Here is a 24,196-nt window from a genome sequence, read left to right as displayed (position 1 = left end):
TTGACAAATCAAGCTGTAACTTGCCCAAATGCTTGTGCAAAATCCTCTTTGATATCATCAATATGCTCAATTCCAACTGACACTCGCACCAAGTCAGGTTTCACACCAGCAGAAATCTGCTCTTGTTCATCTAACTGTTGATGGGTAGTTGAAGCTGGATGAATCACCAAGGTTTTCGCATCTCCAACATTAGCCAAATGACTCGCCAACTTCACATGGTTAATAAAGTTTCGCCCAGCCTCTAATCCTCCCTTGATCCCAAAGTTCAAAACTCCCCCAAACCCGCGTTTGAGATACTTTTTAGCACGTTCATGATTGGGATGATGAGGTAATCCAGGGTAACTAACCCATTCTACCTGGGGTTGCTGCTCTAGCCACTGGGCTAACTCTAGAGCATTGCTGACATGACGGTCTACCCGCAAGGATAAAGTTTCTAATCCTTGCAATAACAGAAAAGCATTAAATGGACTCAATGAAGAGCCAAAATCTCGCAACCCTTCTACCCTAGCTCGGATAATAAAAGCAATATTGCCAAAGGGGCCACTTGGACCGAAAACCTCCTGAAAATTCAGTCCATGATAGCCAGGAGCAGGTTCGGTAAATAGGGGAAATTTGCCACTACCCCAGTCAAACTTACCCGAATCGACAATCACGCCACCAATAGAAGTTCCATGTCCACCAATCCATTTGGTTGCGGACTGGACTACGATATCTGCACCGTGTTCAATGGGACGACTCAGATAGCCACCACAGCCAAAGGTGTTATCCACAATCAGCGGAATACCATTTTCGTGAGCTAAGTCAGCTAAGGCAGCAAAATCTGGGATGTTGAATTGGGGATTGCCAATGGTTTCAACGTACAACGCCTTGGTGTTGCTGTCTATAGCCTGCCGGAAATTCTCAACTTCATCTCCCTCGACAAACTTGACTGCAATACCTAAACGTGGTAAAGAGACTTTGAATTGGTTATAAGTGCCGCCGTAAAGATAACTAGTGGAAACAATATTATCTCCTGCTTGGGCGATCGTGCTAATGGCGATAAATTGCGCTGCTTGTCCACTGGAAGTAGCCAAGGCGGCGACTCCGCCCTCCAAAGCCGCAATCCGTTTTTCAAAGACATCCGTTGTCGGATTCATAATCCGAGTGTAAATGTTGCCAAACTCTTGCAGTGCAAACAGTCTAGCTCCGTGATCAGCATCATTGAAAACGTAGGAAGTTGTTTGATAAATTGGCACAGCGCGAGCATTAGTTCCAGGAGCAGGCTCCTGTCCAGCATGGACTTGCAAGGTTTCAAAGCGATATTGATCAGGCATGAGCAATTCTTGTAAGGCGAATAGCAGTAGACATAATTACTCCTGCTAGGAGTTAAAATACTATAAAGCGATAGACTTACTGTGGTTTTTAACTAAAAGCATTATACATAGCAGCAGTCTGCACAGCAATGTAGTATATCAGTTCAAGCAGCCACTGCCGCCTCACCGTAAAAACTCATTAAAAAATCTAACTTTTAATGACTCACCTGGGTTGATGAATCCCGGGGTGACGCGAAAAGTAATGGTAAGTGAGTTTATTAAAAATCCACGTTTTGAAGAGGGTTTCACGTTAAGTTGACACCAATGCACCCTCACCCTAGTACCGCAAGGCGGAAGTCAAAAGTCAAAAGTCAAAAGTCAAAAGTAATATGGAGTAAGCTTTTTAGCGATTGAGAATGGTCTGCTTATTTCCGCCGCACTGTACTAGGGTGTTGACTCTGAGGGTTTTCCGCCCAAAATGCATCATTCAAAATAATAGTCGTAGTTGACGTTCTCATCAGGGCACGGCAGTGCCGATGCCCCTACGGTAAACACAAAAATTGTATGATAATTTTTAGCTAATTTCGTACAAAGTCAACACCCTCCCCTTTCTAAGCTCGACTTTATTTGCCCTCACCAATTAACATAAATCCTGCCCAATCTCTAGGATGCGGATATTGTTCCTTTGTTTTGAGCATTGCTTGGCGTAAAGCTTGTGCTTTATCGTGAGTCTGATTCAACTGATTGTAAAATTCAGTCATGAAAGAGGCGGTGGGAACTTCCGGTGATGACCACAGGGGCATAATTATGCTAGGAACTCCTGCAAAAATCAGAGACAAGGATAAACCACTAATTCCATCGCTGCTGATCTGACTCTTGCTCGTTTCTGTGGCACTGATCACAAATAGTGTCGTTTTGAGCTTTAAGTCTAAAATTTCTGCGGCACTCAACACTCCACTATCGCTGTCACTGGGGGAAAGGGCGATCGCACCTGGAATACCTTGCCGCTTTATCCCATCTATAATCCCATAAGTTCCCAGATGCACTGCTTTTGCTTTGGGTAGTTGTTGCAAAACAGTCTTTTTCGTGGCAAGATTTGCAATCAAAGGTTTAGTTTTCAGCAATTCGGCAATTTCTAAGGCTTCTTGTTCCGCATTTACAAGGGGTGGTAAAGGTTGCGGCGGTTGTCCAATGAATAAGGCAATTCTTGGCATACTAGGATTGCCCACTACTAGCGCATTATCTCTGGAAAAATTCTTCTGTTGTTTGTGAGTTAAAGCTAACACTTGAATAGCTGGAACTGTGACTATTGTGTGTTTTTCAATGAGATATTTGCCATAGATATCAACCAGGGCTGGGAAAGGAATTAAAGAAAGTTCTTCTTGGGGAATGAATATGAGACGACTAGCAGTTTCTTTTGGCAGCAAATCGGCAATTGGTTTAATTAGTAACTGATGAAGTTGCAATAATGGCTTGATTTCCATGTTCGCTTTTGCTGCCGCTTCAGTTTTACCTTTGATTCCCATAAAGTTGCCAATACTCACAACAACATCGGCTAGAGAAGAAACAGGATAGATTGTAGGTTGAGATTTGATATCAATGCGGCGAAACTTTACTTCCCCTGATGGCTGCACAACCCAAACATACAACCCTTCATCAGGAATGATTGAATACTCAATTAATGTAGCATTTTGCTGTTTGGCAATTTGGCGAATTTGGGCAATTGTGGGCGGATTTATTTCGCGAGGAACAATTTTAGCAGCAGCCCATTCTGGTTCAGATGAAAAGCGCATTCCTAGTAGCTGGGCAATAGACCAAGATTTACCGCGTTCTGCAATTTCTAGAGCTTCTTCTGGCTTATTTTGGGCAATCAAAAGTTGTTGCCAAATTCGATAAGTTGCTGCTTGTTCTTGACTATAGTTAATACTGTTGCTACCTACTTTTTTGCGGATTAATTCCCAAACTTTTGTCGCATCAAGCAACGTTTTTTCTGCTTCCGGCAGGTTGCCAGCTTTCAGGAGAGTTAATCCTATATTATTCAGTGCTATTCCTATCTGTAATTGTTCGCCTTGGTTGCGAGCGATGCCTGCGGTGGACGTAGCCAACGCTAACTGCTTTTTATATACTTCTAGGGCTGGTTCGTATTGTCCACTCTGGCGATAAGTGTCTCCCAAATTATTCAGAGACTTCATTTCTCCCTGAGAGTCTTTGATGTTTCTGGTTGCTAACAACTGCTGCTGATATATTTCTATGGCTGGCTGATATTGTCCTTGTGATTTGTAAGCTGCTGCTAATTGGCTAAGTAAATCAGCAACGCTTACTGCATCTTTATTTTGCCGGGCGATCGCCAACTGCTGCTGATACAATTCAATTAACTGTGGATATTTTCCCTGAGACTGGTAAACCTGTACCAATCTGTTATAGGAATTATCTATCGCAGCCGGATCATGATTTTTTTGGGCGAGCGCTAGTTGCTGCTGATATAGTTCAATTGCTTGGGGGTATTGTCCCTGAGATTCGTAAGCTAACCCGATGTTACCTAAAAAAGCCGCTTCTCCTTGAGGAGTGCCAATTTCTTTTCTAATTTTTTGGGCTAAATCGTGTAGTATTTTCCCTTGCTTGGCATCTCCTTGGTAGATATAAGTATTACTCAGATCATCTAAAGCTTGAGCTTCCCCCGCGCGATCGCCCAGAGTCTGCAAAAGATTTTTCTGCTGTTGATACCCACATTCCGCAGATATTAAAGCAGATTTCATAATTATGAAATTGAAAAAACTTAAGCCTGAAATGGTTGTATAGCAATTATTTCAGGCTTTTTTTCTATAAAATAATAAGGCGGTAAGTGGAAAGAGAAAAAGCATGAATGAGGCACTAGAAACAATAAAAGTCCTAAATATAGACCATTTGGGCATAGTAGCGGGAATAATAGACGAGATGGAATTGGTAGAAGAAGTGAATAAAAAAGTGGGAATAAAAGTTAAAGAAACTCTCACTCCTGGACAAGTAATGAAAGCAATGATTTTGAATGGGTTAGGGTTTTTGAGCGCACCATTATATCTATTTGAGGAGTTTTTTGTAGGAAAAGCAACCGAACATCTAATAGGAAAAGGAGTCTACCCATCACATTTAAATGACGATAGATTAGGAAGGGCATTAGACCAATACTATCAAGTAGGAACAACGAAATTATTTACAGCAATCGCCATAAAAGCGGCGGACAAATTCCAAGTAGAAATGAATAGTATTCATTTAGATGGGAGTTCAATGTATGTACATGGAGAATATGAAAAAGAGTCAGAGACAATAGATAAAATTAATCAAGAAGCCTCATTAAATCAAGCCGAATTAGAGTCAGAAATGAAACCCATAGAAATTGTTCATGGATACTCGAGAGACCACCGACCAGACTTAAAACAATTTATCATTGATATGATAGTGACAGGAGATGGAGATATCCCATTATATTTAAAAGTAGATTCAGGAAACGTAGATGATAAAAGTGTATTCGTCTCCCGATTAAAAGAATTTAGAAAGCAATGGACATTCGCGGGAATATGTGTAGCTGACAGTGCCTTATACACAGCTGATAACCTAGAAGCCATGAGAGAAATAAAATGGATAACTAGAGTACCACTAAGTATTAAAGAGGCACAACATAAAATCTTAGATATTCAGGAAAATGAATGGCAAGAAAGTGAAACAACAGGATACAAAATAGCAACTAGAGAAAGTGAATACGGAAAGATAAAACAAAGATGGTTAATCATAGAAAGTGAACAGCGAAAAAAATCAAGTATTCAACAAGTAAAAAAACAAGTTGAGAAGCAGTTAGAAAAAGCGCAAGCCGCACTACGCAAACTATCCAGACAAGAATTTGCATGTCAGGCAGATGCTAAAATCGCTGTAGAAAAGCTATCATTATCGTGGAAATATCACCAAATCAAAGAAATTGAGTACTCAGAAAAACCAGAGTATACCAAAGCAGGAAGACCAAGTAAATCCACCGAGAAACAGCAAATAAAATATCAAGTCACAGGTCAAATAGAACCGAGAATAGAAGTGATAGAAGCTGAGAAAATTAAAGCTGGAAGATTTATATTGGCGACGAATATCTTAGATGAAGATGAATTGAATAATCAGCAGGTACTCTTAGAATATAAAGCTCAACAATCGAACGAAAGAGGATTTAGATTTTTAAAAGATCCATTGTTTTTTACGTCAAGTGTATTTGTCAAAAGTCCCGAAAGAGTGGAGGCAATTGCGATGATAATGGAGCTATGCTTGTTAGTCTATAACCTAGCACAAAGAAAGTTGAGGCAAGCATTATTATTATCAGATGGTAGCGTCAGAAATCAGGTAAAGAAATTCACGAATAAACCGACAATGAGGTGGATATTTCAGATGTTTCAATCTGTACACTTGTTGCTTGTCAATGGCAAGCAACAAATGAGTAATTTAACAGAGGAACGTCAAAAAATATTACGTTATTTGGGTGAAAATTGTCGTCAATACTATCTGATGATTTAAACTGGGTTATTTGTCTGAACAAATTGGAAATATTTTTTAAAAATTAGAATTACCGCGAAGATTATAATAGTCTTTGCTAAGTTTATATTGGGAAATTTTAGATAAATTATTTGATTGTTCGCGAAAATGAATATATTAGGATAATCTGTGAAATTAACTTACTGATAAACTCCCTAATCGTTGTAAATAAAAGTAAATTTTAACCTAAAAATTAGACTAATAAAAATATTCTAGTCTTGATTTTTCAAAATTACCAGTAATATCAGTTACATCTGCGGAATGTAGGTTGATAATGCCCAATTGCTTGCCCGTATTGCCCTAAAGTAAAGTAGATTTTACCCAAAATCCCTAAAGTATTAGCTTCCCCAATTGCGTTTTTATGCTGCTGATAAAGTTGCAATGCTTCCTGCAAAGACACTAAAGCCGCTGCAAATTGAGCAGTCTGATGTTGCCTAATTCCTAACCGTAGCAGTAAATCGGCTCGGTATAAACGATTATCTACTGTTTGAGCGAAACCAACTGGGGATAAAAAAAGCGCTACTAAATGCCAAGAAATTAAAGAATGTAAAATAAATAAAATGAAAGTAGATTTTTTGTGATTAACTGTTAAAATTTTCATGATTATTATCAATAGGAATAATCTCTCTCCTCTGCCTTTTTGAATAACTGGCTGGGGGTAAAGTTAATTTCACTCTTATGCGGCTATCTCGTCAATTAGCTAAAAGTCGAGTTTTTGCAGTTAAAGAATGCAGAAGGTTAAAATTTAAACCAATCGCAATATCGGCGATCGCACTTCATACCGCTTTTTAACTCCATGTCTGAATGATCGCACTTCACAATTAAGACAGTGGCTACATTTGTTTGCATCATTTTAGTCGTGTCGTTCCAGTAGGGGCACGGCATCCTCAATCTTTTCCACAAGTCGATAATCTGACTATGCCGTGCCCGTACGATATGTTTTTGGTTAACGCACCATTAGTCGTGTCGTTCCAGTAGGGGCACGGCATCCTCAATCTTTTCCACAAGCCGATAATCTGACTATGCCGTGCCCGTACGATATGTTTTTGGTTAACGCACCATTAGTCGTGTCGTTCCAGTAGGGGCACGGCATCCTCAATCTTTTCCACAAGCCGATAATCTGACTATGCCGTGCCCGTACGATATGTTTTTGGTTAACGCACCATTAGTCGTGTCGTTCCAGTAGGGGCACGGCATCCTCAATCTTTTCCACAAGCCGATAATCTGACTATGCCGTGCCCGTACGATATGTTTTTGGTTAACGCACCATTAGTCGTGTCGTTCCAGTAGGGGCACGGCATCCTCAATCTTTTCCACAAGCCGATAATCTGACTATATTAATACGTAGGCAGTGAGTTATGTAGTTGTGACCAAGTTGTCTTGAACGCTTTGAGGAATTCCCGCAGAAAATTTTATGCCAAACTCCGGAATCTTCGCAAACCGATGTGATGAATAAGTTAGTAAATCACAAATTCGGTTTACTAACCTATTAGTTTTTCAGGATAGAAAATAGTTATGGATGAGCAAACATTACAGCAGTTTGAAGAAGAGCTAAGACAGGCAGTCAATGACGCTTTGAGAACATCTAGTATTGGGACTGTAATTAGCAAGTACGGTATACCAGATAATGCTATAAAATGGCAATACACTCTCGACCTGAGTAAAATTCAATCTAGTAATAGTGATGAGAGTCAGCAAGGACAGGAACTGTTAGGAGGAATTCAACAACCGCCAAGAAAGCTAGCAGATTGCACTTTAGTTTGGTGTGAATTCTGCTGTCCTGGTGGCTGTTGGACATGTATCTAATCTCCAATCTGCTTTGGTGATGTGGGTGACGGTCACTCAGGAAATTAAGTTAGTCAAATTCTTGTGGTGTGACCCTGACATATTACCTAACTGGTTTCCAGCTTGTTACTGCTAAATAATATTATTGTCTATCCACGCAGAGTTAATCTCTGTGTGGATTAAATTGTTAGTTAGGCTTATCCTAGGCTGTTGACTTTGATGAAATTTGATGATTGTTGGTTCATACCATTGTTGTGAGAGTGCAAAATCTCTCTCCCGTCATTGCAAGCGGAGCGAACGCGAACAGCGTCTCGCAGAGAAGCAATCACAGGCGATTACTTCTCTGCGATAACGCCAAGGGCGCAGGACTTACGCATTTAGGAGTCGTGTAAAAATAAGTTGAACAATTTAATATTTGTAGTGCGGGCATCTTGCCTGCGCGAGCAAGATGTTTGTCCTTCTCTGCGGGAGGCTGCGCCAACGGACACGCTCTCGCGATCGCACTACTGGTTTGTCAATTTTGTTTTGAGGGGTTTTTGGTAGTGCGGGCATCTTGCCCGCGTGAGCGAGACGCTCACACTACAGTCCCTCATTTCAACCCTGACAGACTACTACTTATTTTTATTTGATGCCTTACGCACTGTACAAATTAATCATGTTATGCTTTGACCAAAATGGCTCGTTTCAGGCTTTGATTAATAATTATATTGATGGTAAATAGACCGATATTGTAGAGGGAAAGCGCAATGCTCATACGTGTCAACTTAAGCTACAGATGGCTTATTGCAAGGCTTACCTACCCGCCTAGGAATGAATTCCAAGGCTAATAGCCAAAGTTTACTAAAGTAAACTGAGGATTTTTGAGAATTTTTAGTCATCTACCCTTCTCCTGACGGAGACGCTACGCGAACGGGAACACTTCGTGTACAGATGACTTGGGTTATTAGACTCAGAATTCATTCTGAGGCGGGATATGGGTTTCACGTTAAGTTGACACCAATGAGCATTGCGCTTTACCCCTACGAAAGATGTAGTTTTACCGTCACCCATATTTGATGTTTTCTGTCAATGCGTAATTCCTAATATACTTTTTCCGTAGATATAAATTTTTGTATCACCACTAAACATTTTTGGCTTTAACCATAAAAAATATAGTTTATCTAAGGCTGTGATTTCAGTAGAAAATATTCCTTAAATACAGGGTGATATGAGCTTTTCAACTACCATTTGGAATCGTGTCTTTACTACTTCTCTAGCGACTGCTGCTGTTGCACTTGGTTCTATTTTTCTAGGGACTACTCAAGCTGCAGTTTTGAATAGTGCAAAATCAACTTTTCAGGCTCCACGCTATGAAAAGTATGCTCGTGAAATTCTGAATGAGTATTCAGACTGGAAAGTTAATTACCAAGGAATTGGTAGCAGCGGCGATATTCGCCAAGTCTTTGAGAGCTTGAAAACATCGAAAATTGCTAAGGTACTTGATCAGTCTAGTACAGAAAATAATTTTTTGAAATTTGAATCCATTCTCGACCTCAGTAAAATTCAATCTAGTGATGCTGATGAAAGTCAGCAAGTCCAGAAATTGTTGGAAGCAATTAAAAAACAGCCGACAAAGGTAGCAGATTGTACTATAGTTTGGTGTCAAGAGTGTGCGCCTGATGGCTGTTGGATATGCATTTAATCTCAAATCTGCTTTGGTGATGTGGGTGACGGTCACTCAGGAAATTAAGTTAGTCAAATTCTTGTGGTGTGATCCTGACATGTTACCTAACTAGTTTCCAGGCTGTTACTGCTAAATAATATTATTGTCTATCCACGCAGAGTTAATCTCTGTGTGGATTAAATTGCTAGTTAGGCTAGTCAAATTTGTGTGGTGTGACCTTATTTGCCGTAGTAGCACAGCACTGCTGATTGGTGTCAACTTAAGCTAAAAATAGCTTTACGCTTGGCTGACTCACCCGCCTGGGAATGAATTCCCTCTCTTGTAGCACTAGTCTACTGAAGTAGACTAGTAGTCTGTCAGGGTTGAAATGAGGGACTGTAGTGTGAGCGTCTCGCTCACGCGGGCAAGATGCCCGCACTACCAAAAACCCCTCAAAACAAAATTGACAAACCACTAGGGATAAATGATAATTTTTAGTCATCTTTTAGATGACTTTTGCTATTAGACTCCGAATTCATTCGGAGGCGGGCTATGGGTATGGCGTGGTTTCACATTAAGTTGACACCAATGAGCAGTGCTGTGCCCTTACAGTGTGGTTCAAATACGTGAAAACTGCTGTAATGTGAGTTCGACGGCGCATCATCTGTAGGGTGGAATATCACTCAATACTGTTCGGTTAAAGTTTTTTGATGAAAATTATAGATCACAAAGACGCGATAAATCGCCGTCTCTACGAAGGATTGATGATTGTAGAGACGCCGATTTATGAGCCAGCGCGTTGCGGAGCCAGTCTCGTGGGCGGCTTTGCCGACTTGAGAGAACTGGCGTGGGGTTTCCCCCGTTGTAGCGACTGGCGTCGCGTCTCTTGCTTTAACCGAACCGTATTGGGAGCAGTCTACCTCGTGACGGAAGCAGTCTACCTCGTGGCGGGAGCAGTCTACCTCGTGGCGGAAGCAGTCTACCTCGTGGCGGAAGCAATCTACCTCGCGGCGGAAGCAGTCTACTTCGTGACGGGAGCAATCTACCTCGTGGCGGAAGCAATCTACCTCGTGACGGGAGCAATCTACCTCGTGGCGGAAGCAGTCTACCTCGTGATGGGAGCAGTTCCTTCATGTCACTACAGAGTGGTATTATCCTAATAAGCAATGGGCAGTATTTCACTACCAAGCTGCTGTTCCTGGGATGTAAATAAACTCTGTGATGTCTCACAACCAAAGCAGTTGGTACTACAAGCTAGGGCTATGCAGTCCTTTAGCAATTATTGGCGCAATTGCCTTGTCTGCAGATTGTGCTTTAGCCCAGATTATCAGGGATAACACCCTAGGATCTGAGAGTTCGATCATTACACCCCAACTAATCAATAACCAGCCTATTAACCAAATTGATGGTGGAGCGACTCGCAATCAGAACCTATTCCACAGTTTTGAACAATTTTCTGTTCCCACCGACAGCACAGCTTACTTCAACAACACTGCAAATATTCAAAATATCATCACTAGAGTCACAGGCAAATCTATATCTAATATAAATGGGGCAATTCGAGCCAATGGCAGTGCTAACCTGTTTCTGCTCAATCCCAATGGCATTATTTTTAGCCCTAATGCGTCTCTTAACATCGGCGGCTCATTTGTAGCTAGTACGGCTAGTAGTCTTAACTTTGCCGATGGGACTAAATTTAGCGCTACAAATCCTCAAACTACGCCTCTGTTGACAATTAGCGTGCCCATTGGTTTACAATTCGGCACTAGTCCCGGAACTATCCGCAATCAATCTCAAGCTAGTCCAGGCGGTGCAACTAATAGTCTTATTAGACCAGTTGGTCTACAGGTAAATGTAGGCAAAACTCTAGCTTTTGTAGGTGGAGGTTTGAGTCTGGAGGGTGGCAATTTAACAGCCAAGGGAGGGCGAATAGAATTAGGAAGTGTCGCAGCCAATAGTTTAGTTAGTCTGAGCGCAATTGACCAAGGCTGGAGTTTGGGATATAAAGATGTCCAGGATTTTCAGAACATCCAAATAATTGATCGCAATCAAATTCCATCGTATGTAGATGTGAGTGGCGAGGGTGGCGGCAATATCAATGTGCAAGGTAAGCGTTTGTTGCTGACTGGCGGTTCTATGATTTTGGCGAATACCTTGGGAGCAGAGCCAGGAGGTGATTTAACAGTTAATACCTCTGAGTCTGTAGAACTAATTGGTTTTCCTACATCCTTGAGGACTAGAAGTTTCAGTTCTGGCAACGTCGGCAATTTAACTGTCACCACCAAAAAGTTGATTGTCCGGGATGGAGCGCAAATATTCGTTAATAGTTCTAGCTCCGGTTCCACAGGACAACTAACTGTAAACGCCTCAGATTCTGTGGAACTGATTGGTGGCTCCAAGGTTCAATTTCCCTTTCCCAGGTTTGATGTCAGTGGATTGCTTAGTGCAACTTCTGGTGCTGGAAATGCGAGTGATATTACGATTAACACTGGAAGGTTGATTGTTCAGGGAGGGGCAAGGGTAAGCACGCAATCTGCGGGATTTATAACAGCTTCTAGACAAGTTATCCCTGCTACAGGCAAAGGAGGGAATTTGACTGTGAACGCCTCCAAGTCTGTAGAATTAATTGGAGACTTAGCAATTAATCAAAACAGTGGCTTGTTTACTTCAACTCAAGGTCCTGGAAATGCTGGTAACTTAACTCTAACTACAGAGAAATTGATTGTCCGGGACGGGGCAAAAATCAGTTTAAGTAGTCAATCCCCACAGAATTCTATCAGCAGAAATCTCGGAAAAGCTGGGGAGCTAGATATAACCGCTCGCTCTGTGCTGCTAGATAACATTTGCAACACATACATTCTGCGTACGGGCACGGCACCGATAAACTATCGTTTTTCCCGAAAGTCTATGGATGCCGTGCCCCTACCCATCTGTCGCATTCTTTTTTTAAATTGGTATGAGAAACTTTTGCCACTTCAAAGGTTCGTGGTGTTCAGATCCCCGACTTCTTATAGACACCCGTAGGGTGGCTTCCTGCAGGGTAGAAGTCGGGGACTTCACAGCCCCATAAATAAAATTAATGGGACAGACTACTAGTGGCGCAGTTTACGTATCACATCTCCTAGGATGCCTATGCCTTCGGTGATTTTCTCCATCGGCTGAAAGCTAAAAGCTAGCCTAATAGCGTCGTCTCCTTGGCCATTGGCGTAGCAGCGAGTACCTGGCAGGAAAGTAACGCCATATTCACTAGTAGCACTCAGAAGTGCTTTAGCGCTGATATCTGGTGGTAATTGACACCAAACAAAAAAGCCACCATCGGGTTGGTTGATCACTACATCGTCGGGGAAATTGTGGGCGATCGCATCTAGCATCAAATCACATTTATGGCGGTAGCAAGCAATTAGTTTCTGGATGTGGAGATCCAGATTCCCAGATGCACAGTAGCGGCCAATTACATGGCTGATAAACGGCCCCACAGGCCCCTCACTTTTGAACATCGCCAGCCGCTCAATGATGGCTGGATGACCACAAGCCCAGCCCAGCCGCACACCAGGTACGATAATTTTCGAGAAGGTACTGACATATAACACCCACCCCGCTTCATCAAGAGATGCCAAAGAAGCCACAGCTTCCCCACTAAATCGCAAATCGCTATAGGCATCGTCTTCGACCACCAACACACCATATTCCGCCGCTAATGCTACTAATTTTTTGCGGCGAAACAGTGGCATAGTGGTACCAGTAGGATTGTGAAAAGTAGGGATTGTGTAAATAAATTTAGGTCGAATACCCTGTTTCTGCAAATCAATCAAAGTTGCTTCCAGCGCGTCTACATTCATTCCCAAATCATCGATAGGAATGCTTAATATCCGCGCGCCAGCGTTTTTAAATCTGCCAACGACTCCCAAGAAGGTTGGCCCTTCAACAATTACTACATCACCAGACTCGATCAACACATCCGCCAGCAAACCTAGGATCTGCGCTGAACCGTAACCAATGAGAATGCGCGAGCGATCGGCTAAAATCCCTTGTGTCTGCAACCGGAGAATTAGCTGTTCATAAAGTTGTGGTGAGGGTGGTCCATAATTGAGAGCAACAGCCGCCTCTTGATCCAACACCGCTACACTTGCGGCGGCGAGTTCAGCATGAGGAAAGATACTTGGGTCAGCTAAACCATAAGTAAAACTGACAGTGATGATCTTCGTCAACTCTGTACCATAGGTTTGTGGTATCAGGTTTCTGGCTCTTTCCGCAAACAGGTCAGCAATTTGGTAAGCAGGTGTAATATAAGCCATATCGAGAAAGTTTTTCTTTAGGTTTACAGGTATATCAGCATGGTAAAGTTATCAAATCAGTTTTTTAACAACAAAATAAATTTTCCAGAATACTATAGCGGTTTTCAGTCGAGTGCAATATACCCTAGATTAGGGAGCAGAGCCAGAATGATAAATCTTCTATAATTATGAATTTTAAATCTTTTGAGAAAAAATATATTTCATTTATTTGATAATTTCTATATCCAAACTTTTGAACTCAAGTAAAAACCTCTTAATTCTCATCTCTCTAATAGATTAATAGATAAACTCATGTAATTATTTCCCTAATAAATATGAGAACACCTCATCCTAAAATATCATCCCTAAGTCGATTTTCTATCATAGCTTTCACCATCAGTATAACTCTCAGCAGTTGCACACCTGAAAAAAGAACAATGTTGCGACTAACAGCCGAGAGCTTTCGTAATCAAGCCATTGATGCCATCACATCAGTGAAGAAAATTTATCAACTTAATGATCTCCCAATAGATACTAAAATATCTCGTGATTTTGTCATTGATCAATTACTCACAGATAGGCGGATTAATTATGGCGACCCTCTAGAAATAGATAAAATTATCACGGGAGAAAATCAGTCAAATAACCAGCCATCAGATTTTGACCAAGAACTGGATGCTTTACAGGCAGAATATGAAACGGCTGTAGAGATTTTTAACAACCTCGAAAATATTGATTATGGCAGTGCCAGGATAGTTGCTCAAACTGCTACACCTGCAAGATGCTTAACAGTCAAGACGCTACTTTTAGCTAAACAAATTCAAGAAAAACCACCAAAGCCAAACAATCCGCAACGGGTAATCATAGCTTTAAAGCTACAGCAGCTTCGTAGACAGTATAATAACCCTAATATATCATCACCATTGCCACCAGCAGAGATTAAGCGTCAAGTTGCTGAACAAATAGATGAATGGCTCAAAGTTAATGCAGCAGAAAAACAAATTCTTAATGAATCCATCACTAAACTTTTACTAGTGGCTGATACTGGCAAAAAACTCTCTCAATTAATTGATGAATATCCTAACCTTAGCTTTGAAGCTATAGCTACTAGAGTTACTAAAATTATTGGTGTAGCTGCCAATTTTACTGGTAAAGATTATAGTTCAACCCTTGGTAAGATAAGTAGCTTAGAATATGCGATTAACCAAGATAAAACTTTGAGATTATTTATGAGAGAAATATCTCTAAAAAAGAGAAATTCTCAATCGACAGAATCTCAGCTATGTCAAATATAGGAATTTTTCAGCTATGAGTAATATGGATCAAGATAATTTTGATATATTAGATATCGATAATATATTAGACAAATTACAAGCAATAATTCATCGGTTACAATCAATTAATAATCAAATAGATTTACCAAAACTTAATGAAACAGAGGAAGATTTACAGAATATCCTCCCTCAAATTCAGTTTTCACTAATAAATGCACAGGAAGCAAGAAATTGGGAACAAGTAAACAAGTTGCGTCAAGCAGTGCGTGAATGTAAAGATACTCTGAATAGCGTCAGAGCAGCGATTATCAGGGCAACTATTATTAACATTAATCCAGGAAATATATCTGAGATGCAGAAAATATTACAAGAAATTAAAACTGCATCTAAAACGCAACAAAAAACAGAATATGTTATTTCCTTGTTACGTTTTGTGCGTAAGTTATTTTTGTAGATATAGCAAATAATGGCGTGTTAGTATTTGTAGGGTGGGCAATGCCTAGTGGTTTGTCAATTTTGTTTTGAGGGGTTTTTGGTAGTGCGGGCCGAAAAGCCCGCGTGAGCGAGACGCTCACACTACAGTCCCTCATTTCTAGGCTGTTGACTTTGATGAAATTTACTTGTTTTTGGTTCATGCTATTTTTGTGCGCGTGTAAAATCTCTCTTCTGTCATTGCGAGCAGAGCGAAGCAATCGCAGGGATTGCTTCGCTCTGCTCGCAATGACTACACAAATTTTGCATGAATTTTGACCTCCTAGAAAGGCACAGAGTCAACAGCCTAGTACAAGACGGCGGAAGTAAGCCGAGTATTATATGGGATAATTAAGTCAGTAGATGAAAAGCTTTGTTTGGTGACAAAGAATCAGGGTATGGCAAGATTAGCTCCAAAAGAATTAAGTTTGAGTGATAGTGAGCAGAATGAACTACAAGAGTTGATAAAGGGACATAAGACAGCACAGCAAATCGTCATCCGAGCCAAAATTATTCTTCTGGCATCATCAGGGAGAAATAACGGCGAAATTGCTCGAATATTAGAGATTAGTCTAGATATGACTCGTTTATGGCGAAAGCGATGGTTGGAGACAGAGGGAGCAAAATTATCAGCTTTTCAAAGATTACAAGATCAAGAGCGTACTGGCGCACCAGTAAAATTTAGCATGGAACAAGTAATAGAGTTGTTTGCGCTTGCCTGTTCGCCGCCAGAAGATTACGGTCGGACAATAAGTCACTGGACATCTAGAGAACTGACAGATGAAATTACAAAACAAGGGATTATCGAAAGTATATCTGTTCGCCATGTGGGAAGACTATTAGAAGAAGCTCAATTGAAGCCACACCAAAGTCGGTACTGGCTGACTCCCCCCCCTGGATGAAAAATTTGATGCAAAAGTTGAAGATATTACAGATTTGTATTTAAATGCGATTGACCGTCATCTAAAGGGGGAACGCACAATATCTATTGATGAGATGACAGGTATTCAAGCTACTGAGCGCATAGAAAAAGACTTACCAATGCGACCGGGCAAAGTTGAAAGAAGGGAATTTGAATATATTCGTCACGGTACGCAAACCTTGATAGCCAGTTTCGATGTTGCCACTGGTCAAATTATCAGACCAACTTGTGGAGATTCCAGAACAGAAGTTGATTTTATCTTTCATATTCATCAAACTATTGCCACTGACCCCAATGCGAAAAAATGGCATTTAATTATGGATTGCCTGAACACTCATCAATCGGAGTCCTTAGTTCGTTTTGTTGCACAAATTGAAGGTTTAAACATCAACCTTGGCATTAAGGGTAAAAGTGGCATCCTCAAATCAATGAAATCTCGTGCAGCTTTTTTAAGTGACCCCACACATCAAATCGTTTTCCATTACACACCACTACATTCTTCTTGGCTCAACCAAATTGAAATTTGGTTTAGTATTTTGGTACGGAAGTTACTAAGAAGAGCCAGTTTCCAGAGTCAGGATGATCTCAAAACTAGAATTCTTGCTTTTATTGACTACTTTAATCAAACAATGGCTAAACCTTTCAAGTGGACATATAAGGGTAAAGTTTTGGCTGTTTAATACTCGGTTTATTTCCGCCGTCCTGTACTAGTACAGTGCGGCGGAAATAAGCAGACCATTCTCAATCGCTAAAAAGCTTACTCCATATTACTTTTGACTTTTGACTTTTGACTTCCGCCTTGCGGTACTAGGCAATGCCCACCCTACTACTGGACTGATACGACTAAAACAATCTCAAAAAAGGGGTGTTGGGTAACGCATTGCCTCAACCCAACCTACATTTAATACTACATCCATAATAATTATGGTGTGAACAGTTTATTTTCATAAATCTATTTATTTTGTAAGTTTGTACGCAACAATGCTCGAAATTCGTTAACTTGTTCTTCACTGCTAAAAGCGCGTTTGGGAAATATATTAAAGCAGTTGTGAGATTGATAAACCATAAATAAGTTGGGAGTTTCTTTCCAGTGTGTATAAAGTGACCACTTCAGTCTTGAATCTGATGATTGTGTAGTAATCTGTAATCCTTCTTCAGTTGTTTCTACGCTAATGTCAGATTTTGCCCCAGGTTGACTCTTCCAATTACGACTAATCAGAAAATTTTGTAAAATCCGCATTAATACATATATAAAAATGAAGAATAATATGTTAGGTAAAAGAATACTCCAGAAAATCTCTCTGAAGGAGATACCTCCTTGTGTGAGTAAGGGCAGTATTGATGTCAATAGAAGAATTCCCGCCATTAATAAGCAATATTTCAATAATCCTTTTTTGGAGTGAGATTGACTTGCTTCTTTCAAGTCGTTGACATTTAGGCGATATGCAAATTGCATACAAATTTTCTCCTGGAAGATGTTGAGAGATTTAGGTAAAATTTTGACTCTGTTATATATATCGTTTTAAGATAGAACTTTATGCACCATGTTGAGAGGGAGTATGAGTGATAGTTTGATGGATGGATTTTACCAAAATCTTAGATAATTGGACTTTTTGGTTTTTTGATAAGTTTATACTAAGAATCTGCAAAATGCACTACGTAAACATAAATTAAACCTTGTCGATTTTGAAACCTGGAGTAGTGCGGGCAAGATGCCCGCTACTACCATTCGGGAGCAAGATACTCCCACTACTTTGGAAAACTATGGTTCTCAAAATAGATGTGGTTTAACTGGATTCGTACTAACCTACTGATGGTGAAATTGATGAACAGAAAATGGCATCAACTAATTCTAAGCTTAGGCTGTTTGCTATTGATAATTATCTGTAATAGTTGTCAATCCACCATCACGACAAGCCCGAATACAGGAACTAAACCATTTAAAGTAGCTACAGACCCTACTTTTATCCCCTTTGAGAGCCAAAATGCTAGTGGTCAATTGGAAGGTTTTGATATTGATTTGATGAATGCGATCGCTAAAATATCAGGTTTACCAATTCAGTTTCAAAATCTACCTTTTGATGGCATGATTTCTACTTTACAAGCCAAGAGAGTTGATGCAGCAATTAGTGGGATTACTATTACCCCTGAACGTCTGAAAACAATTGCTTTTTCTCGCCCTTATTTTAAAGCTGGACTAGCAATTACTGTACGAGCAAACAACCAAAATATTCAAGATTTCAATAGTCTTAAAGGCAAAAAAATTGGTGTGCAAATAGGCTCAACTGGGGCAACTTTTGCCAAAACCATCCCGAACGCTAAGATTAGCACTTTTAACTCTGGCCCGGAATTTTTCCAAGACTTAATCAATGGTAACGTAGATGCAGTAATTAGCGATGCTTTTGCTACTTTGTATGCAATTAAAAACGGTAACCTCAAAGGCATCAAAGTTGTTGCTAATCTACTAACAGAAGAATATTACGGAATTGCTACGCCTAAAGATTCTCCTTACCTGGAAGTAATTAACAAAGCTATCACCAATTTGTTATCTAATGGTACTTACCAGCAAATTTATCAAAAATGGTTTAACACCACGCCTCCTAAATTACCAGAATCTTCAATCTGAGATGTTTCACTCCGCTACGCTGCGTACCCTGCTCTAAGGCTAGCGCCTACAACATGACATAGAAAGACCCTTTTAAAACATCCTCTAAATAAGTTTAATAAAATAAAGAGATGTGCCGATGCTATCTAAATCAAACCTTCCCCAAAATGTTTTAATAAATTCTTTTAGCTGTTCTTTAAACTCAATTTGTTGTTGATATTTATCATGCATTAGTTTTAAGCCTGCTTCCTCAGCCATGTATATCAAGCTTCTGGGAGTGAAACAATTGATATGTTCAAGAGGATGAATAGCATCTTTTTTGGCTTTCCATTGGGGAGACTTTAATTCTTTTTCTATTTTTTTACCATTAGGTACTGAAATTCTAATTATTCCTCCATGACTCAAAGTTTTAACTAAATATCTCAGATTTTCTAAAGGATTAGGAATATGCTCAAAAGATTGTTGTGAGTTAATAAAATCAAATTGTTTACCGGAAATTTCACTCAGACTATAAACTATATTTAAAGAATTATTTTTAGCAAATTGTACTCTTTGCTCCGATATTTCAACACCCATAACCTCGTAACCATGAGCTTTTGCCATTAAACACCAGTATCCCCAACCACATCCATAATCTAATACTTTTATTTCCCTAGGCTTTCTTTCTGGGAAGAAACTATTTATGTACTGTATTTGTTTAGCATATTTGGAGTATAACTGCATATTTGCACATTGTTTTTTCGCTAAACTTTGCTCTGATGAAATCCATTCACTGTAAAGTTTAGATAGACCAATAGAGTCTAAAATATACTTTTGCCATATAAAGGTACAATTTTGACATTTAATAATTTCAAAAATTTCATCAGCTAAAATTTGCCAATCAACTCTATTTTCATAATATGTATCAATAAAATCTTTGACATCAGGATGCTCAAACTTACGTGCAATCAAAGAAATATGCTGCTTTGAATTGCATAAGGGACACTTGTCTAGATGAATCATTGTTAATAGTGGGTGACAATTTTTATTTTTAAATTTGTGTAGCGATTATATAGCAATTCTCAATTATTCTTACTCAAAAATATCCGTCGGGGATATATGTGTAAATCTGATAATTTTAAAATACGGTAAACTGATAGAGTTATAGTAGATTTTGCGATGACAAAGTCTGAGTCAGTTGATGAGCTAAAAGGTATGGCAATACAAACGGTTGGTATCTTAAGTCCAGGTGATATGGGCGGGGCGATCGCTGCGGTGCTAAACAAAAATGGGATGAGGACAGTTGCAGCCTTAAATGACAGAAGTCCCCGGACTAAACAATTAGCAGCAGCAGCGAAAATTGAGAATGTTGGTTCCCTACAAAATCTAGTTGTTGAATCAGACTTAGTGCTTAGTGTCCTAGTCCCCTCAGCTGCGACGCCAGCAGCAAAGCAGGTAGCTGAGGCGATCAAACAAGTAGGAAAAAATATTCTGTATGCAGACTGTAATGCGATCGCACCTGATAGAGTAAAAGCCATTGAGCCGATTATCCAAGCTGCTGGAGGACAATTTATCGATGCATCAATTATTGGGCCACCGCCACGAGTACCTAACCGCACTCGCATTTATGCATCAGGAAAGCCAGCAGGGGAGTTAGAAAAATTACGCACCTATGGCTTAGATATCCGTGTAATCGATGATGAAATTGGTAAGGCTTCTGGTTTGAAAATGTGCTACGCTGCGTTGACAAAAGGGTTAACAGCGATCGCCACAGAATTACTCATCGCCGCCCATCGCCTAGATTTAGATGAAGTGTTACAGCAGGAACTCTCCACTAGCCAAAAGAACTTGCTTGACTTATTGCATCATTCCATACCATCAATGGCACCAAAAGCTCATCGTTGGGTTGGCGAAATGGAAGAGATAGCAGCTACCTTCGGTGCTGTGGGTTTGACAGAACGCACCTTTGAAGGCGCTGCAGATATTTATCGCTTTGTGAAAGAGACTTCTTTGGGTAAGGAAAAACCGGAGGAGAGAAATAGCGATCGCCTACTTGCCGATATTATTGCCCAGCTTTCTGATGACAACCTATAGCGTTGATATGAATTGGCTACCTATAGAGCTTGCTTGTTTGAGTTGTATATGATAGTTTTCTAACTATAAAGCACAGTAAATCTATCAACTTACCGTAGATTGACCACAAATTATTGTGACATCTGCAATGTTTTTGGTTGAGGAATTAAGGAGATTTCCTCCAATAGAAATTACCATGCGATCGTCAATGAACCGTAGGGGCATACCGCTAAAGCGGAACCCTCAGGGTACGGTTGTTTGCCCTCTAATTGGTAAGATTATTTTTAGAAATCACCGAAGTAGTACTCCACACAAACATTGTGAGTTTGTAGTGAGTGATTTATCCTTCAAGCAATCATGTTGATTAGTGGCTATTCAGTGTAGATACAAACGTAAAATTAAGCAAGGAGTCTAGACCTTGGCAAAACTGCAAGCAGAACCTCTGCCATTGTCAGACTCTCAAAAACGTTGGGTGCTGTTCGGCATCGGACTCGGGGTATTCATGTCTACCTTAGACGTGGGTATCATCAATGTGACTCTACCCACATTGGTGCAAGCCTTTGATACCACTTTTCCCACAGCCCAATGGGCAGCATTGAGTTACCAATTAGTTAGTTCCAGCCTAGTTTTGGGAGCAACCCGTCTGGGGGATATGTGGGGCAAAAAGTCCCTATACCAAGCCGGACTCATTGTGTTTACCTTGGGTTCACTGTTGTGTGGTCTGGCTCCTAGCATCGAGTGGCTGATTGCTTTTCGGGCACTCCAAGGATTAGGGGCTGTGTTCATCTCTGGACTGGGTTTGGCGATTATCACAGAAGTCTTCCCCGCTTCCGAACGAGGTCGGGCGGTTGGCGTTATCGGTAGTGTCGTGTCGCTGGGTATTGCTTCTGGCCCTTCTGCTGGTGGACTGCTGCTGAACTGGTCAGGCTGGCATAGTATCTTCCTCATCAATGTACCACTGGGGATCATTGCTAGTTTTTTGGTAGCTAGGGTAGTACCGCCTTCTGTACGTCTTCCAGGTAAGCAAAAATTTGACCCGTTTGGAGCTTTGTTAGCTCTACTCACCTTGAGCAGCTTTGGGCTGGGTATGACATCAGGACAGAGTCAGGGATTTATAAGTATCAACGCTTTGGTATTACTGTCTATAGCTGCCCTAAGTTTTGCGACCTTTTTGGTAGTGGAAGCCATTATAGAACAGCCACTTTTAGAGCTACACTTATTTCGGAATTTTCAACTGAGCATGAGTTTGCTCAGTGGCTGGCTAGTATCTATTGTCCTTGGTGGCGGGCTACTGATTACCCCCTTCTTTCTAGAGCAAGTTAAGAACTATCCCATAGCAAAAGTGGGGTTGCTGATGGCTGTGTCGCCTGTACTCACTGGATTAACTGCGCCTCTGGCGGGTAGACTTGCAGACCGCTTTGGCTCCCAGTTAATCAACTCTATTGGGCTGGGGTTGATGATTGCTGGCTGTTTAGGAATTAGTACCTTTGATGCTCAAATTACTGAGTTTGGGTATGTGTCGCGGTATTTATTTTATGGTGTTGGGTTGGGCTTATTTTTATCACCCAACAACACTATCGTTATGGGATCAGTACCCCGAAATCGGCTAGGGATTGCTTCTGGTTTATTGTCTTTATCTCGCACTGCAGGGAATACGGTAGGAGTTTCTTTGATAGGAGCGATATTTGGCGGGTTAGTCGCTAGCGTTGCTGCAGGTGCGGATGTCTCTGTGGCTCCACCTGAGGCTATTGTTGTAGGTTTTCAAGGAACCTATCGCTTTGCAGCCTTAGTTTTGAGTTTAGCAGCGATCGCTTCCATCTCCAGATTTCATAATCTCAGATCCTGGACTGCTTTAAGTCAGACCTTGAGAGGATTTTTCCGATTCACAAGGCAGCCTAAAATACCCACTTATCACCTGCAAGCTTTGAGGAGTTTTGTACAACTATCCCAAAATCCTCGTGATCTAAATGCCTTAAATGACCTAGAAGAGGGATTAAGTCATACGGACATTTATCAAGCATCTAGAGAGTATATCAAATCCCATCCTGATGTCTTGCAGATTGTGCAAGAGCGTTATCTAGCTCCCGCACCAGACCTAGATGCACTGCTAAACTATGCGACCGATTCTTTAGGATATGTTTATGCTTTTTACATGAAAAAATCTGGGTTAAATCCAGAGTTGGTGGGGCAGGTAAAGATTGAAGATGACAACAGTTATATTAGGTTGCGCCTACGTCAGACTCACCATATCCATCACATAATTACCGGCTTTGAGAATGATCTGGCTGGTGAAGTCGGACTACATGCATTTTACTTAGCCCAAACTAGATCGCCTTTATCAGTTGCAGCGATCGCTATAGGTATCGTCTACACGCTGCATTCAAAAGAGGATTTGCATACCATTATTACCCGTATTCACCAGGGATGGAATATGGGCTTGAAGGCTAGACCTTTATTAGCCCAGAAGTGGGAAGAAAATTGGCAACAGCCTTTGAGTGCTTTCAGAACAGAACTAGGGCTGAAAGCTTTAGTTGCAAAACATTCTTTGTCGTCGTTAACAAATTCAGGGAGTAATACAGATGGCTGGTAAATTAGCAGGAAAAGTAGCAATTATTACTGGAGCCTCTTCGGGTATTGGTGAAGCAACAGCGATCGCCCTCGCCGCAGAGGGGGCACATGTAGTACTCGCGGCTAGGCGTGCCGAACTACTTACAGCATTGGCAGCAAAGATTACGGCTCATGGTGGTCAAGCGCTAGCAATTGTGACTGATGTCACCGATGAAACCCAAGTCAATGATTTAGTACACAGGGTAAATACAGAATTAGGTCGAGTGGATATTGTGGTAAATAATGCTGGTATTGCCTTGCTCGGCACCATTGAGAGTGGCAATTCAGCAGACTGGAAGCGATCGTTTGATCTCAATGTTCTAGGGCTACTGTATGTCACCCATGCAGCTTTACCCATTTTGAAACAGCAGCAATCTGGTCATATAGTCAATATCTCCTCAGTGGCTGGTCGCACAGCACGGGCTGGTATTGGGGTTTACAATGCCACAAAGTGGGGTGTTAACGCCCTTTCGGAAGCCTTGCGCCAAGAAGTCTACAAAGATAATATTCGCGTCACCATCATCGAACCAGGCTTGGTGGATACGGGAATTGATGACCATATTACCGACCCTGTGAGCAAACAACGCATACTCGAACGCCGCAAATCCATTACACCTCTGCAAAGCGAAGATATTGCTGCGGCGATCGTTTACGCTGTCACCCAACCACAGCATGTGAATGTCAATGAAATCCTCATTAGACCAACAGGACAAGATAATTAAAACAA

The 24,196-nt window shown here is 40.9% G+C and carries 19 protein-coding genes; 13 read left to right on the top strand and 6 right to left on the bottom strand.

Going from position 1 to position 24,196, the window contains the following annotated elements:
• Positions 1–8: 8 nt before the first annotated feature.
• Together CAL7507_RS11210 and CAL7507_RS11205 are read right to left on the bottom strand one after the other, a co-directional pair.
• Entirely contained in the window at positions 9–1,313 is a 1,305-nt protein-coding gene (locus CAL7507_RS11210) for an O-acetylhomoserine aminocarboxypropyltransferase/cysteine synthase family protein (RefSeq protein ID WP_015128589.1), read from the bottom strand.
• A gap of 602 nt (positions 1,314–1,915) precedes the next feature.
• Positions 1,916–4,048, bottom strand: a complete 2,133-nt coding sequence (locus CAL7507_RS11205; RefSeq protein WP_015128588.1) for a CHAT domain-containing protein — start codon at positions 4,046–4,048, stop codon at positions 1,916–1,918.
• A 103-nt stretch (positions 4,049–4,151) separates the two neighbouring features.
• Between CAL7507_RS11205 and CAL7507_RS11200 the strand changes: the two genes are divergently transcribed.
• Positions 4,152–5,819, top strand: a complete 1,668-nt coding sequence (locus CAL7507_RS11200; protein ID WP_015128587.1) for an IS1634 family transposase — start codon at positions 4,152–4,154, stop codon at positions 5,817–5,819.
• A 262-nt stretch (positions 5,820–6,081) separates the two neighbouring features.
• On the opposite strand, the gene CAL7507_RS11195 is transcribed toward CAL7507_RS11200, so the two are convergent.
• Positions 6,082–6,438, bottom strand: coding sequence for a tetratricopeptide repeat protein (locus tag CAL7507_RS11195; protein WP_015128586.1), 357 nt, complete (start codon positions 6,436–6,438; stop codon positions 6,082–6,084).
• 914 nt (positions 6,439–7,352) lie between these two features.
• Here CAL7507_RS11195 and CAL7507_RS11190 point away from each other — a divergent pair.
• The 4 genes from CAL7507_RS11190 to CAL7507_RS11175 all read left to right on the top strand — a co-directional run bounded on the left by CAL7507_RS11190 (position 7,353) and on the right by CAL7507_RS11175 (position 12,288).
• The gene (locus CAL7507_RS11190; RefSeq protein ID WP_015128585.1) at positions 7,353–7,643 is read left to right on the top strand and encodes a hypothetical protein; all 291 of its coding nucleotides are present in this window, start codon (positions 7,353–7,355) and stop codon (positions 7,641–7,643) included.
• Between the two features lie 1,186 nt (positions 7,644–8,829).
• Entirely contained in the window at positions 8,830–9,303 is a 474-nt protein-coding gene (locus CAL7507_RS33025) for a hypothetical protein (RefSeq protein ID WP_015128584.1), read from the top strand.
• 671 nt (positions 9,304–9,974) lie between these two features.
• A complete protein-coding gene (locus CAL7507_RS32700; RefSeq protein WP_015128582.1) occupies positions 9,975–10,424 on the top strand; it encodes a hypothetical protein in 450 nt (149 codons plus the stop codon).
• A gap of 61 nt (positions 10,425–10,485) precedes the next feature.
• Positions 10,486–12,288: a filamentous hemagglutinin N-terminal domain-containing protein gene (locus CAL7507_RS11175; protein ID WP_015128581.1), complete on the top strand. Its 1,803-nt coding sequence runs from the start codon at positions 10,486–10,488 to the stop codon at positions 12,286–12,288.
• A gap of 68 nt (positions 12,289–12,356) precedes the next feature.
• On the opposite strand, the gene CAL7507_RS11170 is transcribed toward CAL7507_RS11175, so the two are convergent.
• Complete coding sequence (locus CAL7507_RS11170; RefSeq protein WP_015128580.1) at positions 12,357–13,559, bottom strand: PLP-dependent aminotransferase family protein; 1,203 nt, start codon at positions 13,557–13,559, stop codon at positions 12,357–12,359.
• A gap of 416 nt (positions 13,560–13,975) precedes the next feature.
• Between CAL7507_RS11170 and CAL7507_RS11165 the strand changes: the two genes are divergently transcribed.
• The 4 genes from CAL7507_RS11165 (at position 13,976) to CAL7507_RS11150 (ending at position 16,885) form a co-directional block, all read left to right on the top strand.
• Positions 13,976–14,833, top strand: a complete 858-nt coding sequence (locus CAL7507_RS11165) for a hypothetical protein (protein ID WP_144051209.1) — start codon at positions 13,976–13,978, stop codon at positions 14,831–14,833.
• 22 nt (positions 14,834–14,855) lie between these two features.
• Positions 14,856–15,266: a hypothetical protein gene (locus tag CAL7507_RS11160; RefSeq protein ID WP_236556929.1), complete on the top strand. Its 411-nt coding sequence runs from the start codon at positions 14,856–14,858 to the stop codon at positions 15,264–15,266.
• 415 nt (positions 15,267–15,681) lie between these two features.
• On the top strand, positions 15,682–16,185 hold the full coding sequence (locus CAL7507_RS11155) for a helix-turn-helix domain-containing protein (RefSeq protein ID WP_042341274.1): 504 nt from the start codon (positions 15,682–15,684) through the stop codon (positions 16,183–16,185).
• 34 nt (positions 16,186–16,219) lie between these two features.
• On the top strand, positions 16,220–16,885 hold the full coding sequence (locus tag CAL7507_RS11150) for a transposase (RefSeq protein WP_236556786.1): 666 nt from the start codon (positions 16,220–16,222) through the stop codon (positions 16,883–16,885).
• Positions 16,886–17,157: 272 nt separating this feature from the next.
• Here the strand turns inward: CAL7507_RS11150 and CAL7507_RS11145 are convergent, their stop codons facing one another.
• Entirely contained in the window at positions 17,158–17,661 is a 504-nt protein-coding gene (locus tag CAL7507_RS11145; RefSeq protein ID WP_015128576.1) for a YcxB family protein, read from the bottom strand.
• A gap of 369 nt (positions 17,662–18,030) precedes the next feature.
• Between CAL7507_RS11145 and CAL7507_RS11140 the strand changes: the two genes are divergently transcribed.
• Entirely contained in the window at positions 18,031–18,831 is an 801-nt protein-coding gene (locus tag CAL7507_RS11140) for a basic amino acid ABC transporter substrate-binding protein (protein ID WP_236556927.1), read from the top strand.
• Positions 18,832–18,915: 84 nt separating this feature from the next.
• Here the strand turns inward: CAL7507_RS11140 and CAL7507_RS11135 are convergent, their stop codons facing one another.
• Complete coding sequence (locus CAL7507_RS11135) at positions 18,916–19,761, bottom strand: class I SAM-dependent methyltransferase (protein ID WP_160166329.1); 846 nt, start codon at positions 19,759–19,761, stop codon at positions 18,916–18,918.
• A 243-nt stretch (positions 19,762–20,004) separates the two neighbouring features.
• Between CAL7507_RS11135 and CAL7507_RS11130 the strand changes: the two genes are divergently transcribed.
• The 3 genes from CAL7507_RS11130 to CAL7507_RS11120 all read left to right on the top strand — a co-directional run bounded on the left by CAL7507_RS11130 (position 20,005) and on the right by CAL7507_RS11120 (position 24,191).
• Entirely contained in the window at positions 20,005–20,883 is an 879-nt protein-coding gene (locus tag CAL7507_RS11130) for an NAD(P)-dependent oxidoreductase (RefSeq protein ID WP_042342067.1), read from the top strand.
• 397 nt (positions 20,884–21,280) lie between these two features.
• Positions 21,281–23,452, top strand: coding sequence for a DHA2 family efflux MFS transporter permease subunit (locus CAL7507_RS30745; protein ID WP_015128572.1), 2,172 nt, complete (start codon positions 21,281–21,283; stop codon positions 23,450–23,452).
• The gene (locus CAL7507_RS11120; protein WP_015128571.1) at positions 23,442–24,191 is read left to right on the top strand and encodes an SDR family NAD(P)-dependent oxidoreductase; all 750 of its coding nucleotides are present in this window, start codon (positions 23,442–23,444) and stop codon (positions 24,189–24,191) included. Before CAL7507_RS30745 ends, CAL7507_RS11120 begins: the two co-directional genes overlap by 11 nt.
• Positions 24,192–24,196 lie beyond the last annotated feature (5 nt).

The sequence above is a fragment of the Calothrix sp. PCC 7507 genome, assembly GCF_000316575.1.
Lineage (GTDB): Bacteria > Cyanobacteriota > Cyanobacteriia > Cyanobacteriales > Nostocaceae > Fortiea.
The sequence above is the reverse complement of the archived record's forward strand: the minus strand, read 5'-3'. Positions and strand labels throughout refer to the sequence as shown.

What these genes read in the sequence shown, in the direction of transcription:
- CAL7507_RS11210 (WP_015128589.1), bottom strand. Translation starts at nt 1,313, where the DNA reads ATGCCTGATCAATATCGCTTTGAAACCTTGCAAGTCCATGCTGGACAG.
- CAL7507_RS11205 (WP_015128588.1), bottom strand. Translation starts at nt 4,048, where the DNA reads ATGAAATCTGCTTTAATATCTGCGGAATGTGGGTATCAACAGCAGAAA.
- CAL7507_RS11200 (WP_015128587.1), top strand. Translation starts at nt 4,152, where the DNA reads ATGAATGAGGCACTAGAAACAATAAAAGTCCTAAATATAGACCATTTG.
- CAL7507_RS11195 (WP_015128586.1), bottom strand. Translation starts at nt 6,438, where the DNA reads ATGAAAATTTTAACAGTTAATCACAAAAAATCTACTTTCATTTTATTT.
- CAL7507_RS11190 (WP_015128585.1), top strand. Translation starts at nt 7,353, where the DNA reads ATGGATGAGCAAACATTACAGCAGTTTGAAGAAGAGCTAAGACAGGCA.
- CAL7507_RS33025 (WP_015128584.1), top strand. Translation starts at nt 8,830, where the DNA reads ATGAGCTTTTCAACTACCATTTGGAATCGTGTCTTTACTACTTCTCTA.
- CAL7507_RS32700 (WP_015128582.1), top strand. Translation starts at nt 9,975, where the DNA reads ATGAAAATTATAGATCACAAAGACGCGATAAATCGCCGTCTCTACGAA.
- CAL7507_RS11175 (WP_015128581.1), top strand. Translation starts at nt 10,486, where the DNA reads ATGTCTCACAACCAAAGCAGTTGGTACTACAAGCTAGGGCTATGCAGT.
- CAL7507_RS11170 (WP_015128580.1), bottom strand. Translation starts at nt 13,559, where the DNA reads ATGGCTTATATTACACCTGCTTACCAAATTGCTGACCTGTTTGCGGAA.
- CAL7507_RS11165 (WP_144051209.1), top strand. Translation starts at nt 13,976, where the DNA reads ATGTTGCGACTAACAGCCGAGAGCTTTCGTAATCAAGCCATTGATGCC.
- CAL7507_RS11160 (WP_236556929.1), top strand. Translation starts at nt 14,856, where the DNA reads ATGGATCAAGATAATTTTGATATATTAGATATCGATAATATATTAGAC.
- CAL7507_RS11155 (WP_042341274.1), top strand. Translation starts at nt 15,682, where the DNA reads ATGGCAAGATTAGCTCCAAAAGAATTAAGTTTGAGTGATAGTGAGCAG.
- CAL7507_RS11145 (WP_015128576.1), bottom strand. Translation starts at nt 17,661, where the DNA reads ATGCAATTTGCATATCGCCTAAATGTCAACGACTTGAAAGAAGCAAGT.
- CAL7507_RS11140 (WP_236556927.1), top strand. Translation starts at nt 18,031, where the DNA reads ATGAACAGAAAATGGCATCAACTAATTCTAAGCTTAGGCTGTTTGCTA.
- CAL7507_RS11130 (WP_042342067.1), top strand. Translation starts at nt 20,005, where the DNA reads ATGGCAATACAAACGGTTGGTATCTTAAGTCCAGGTGATATGGGCGGG.
- CAL7507_RS11120 (WP_015128571.1), top strand. Translation starts at nt 23,442, where the DNA reads ATGGCTGGTAAATTAGCAGGAAAAGTAGCAATTATTACTGGAGCCTCT.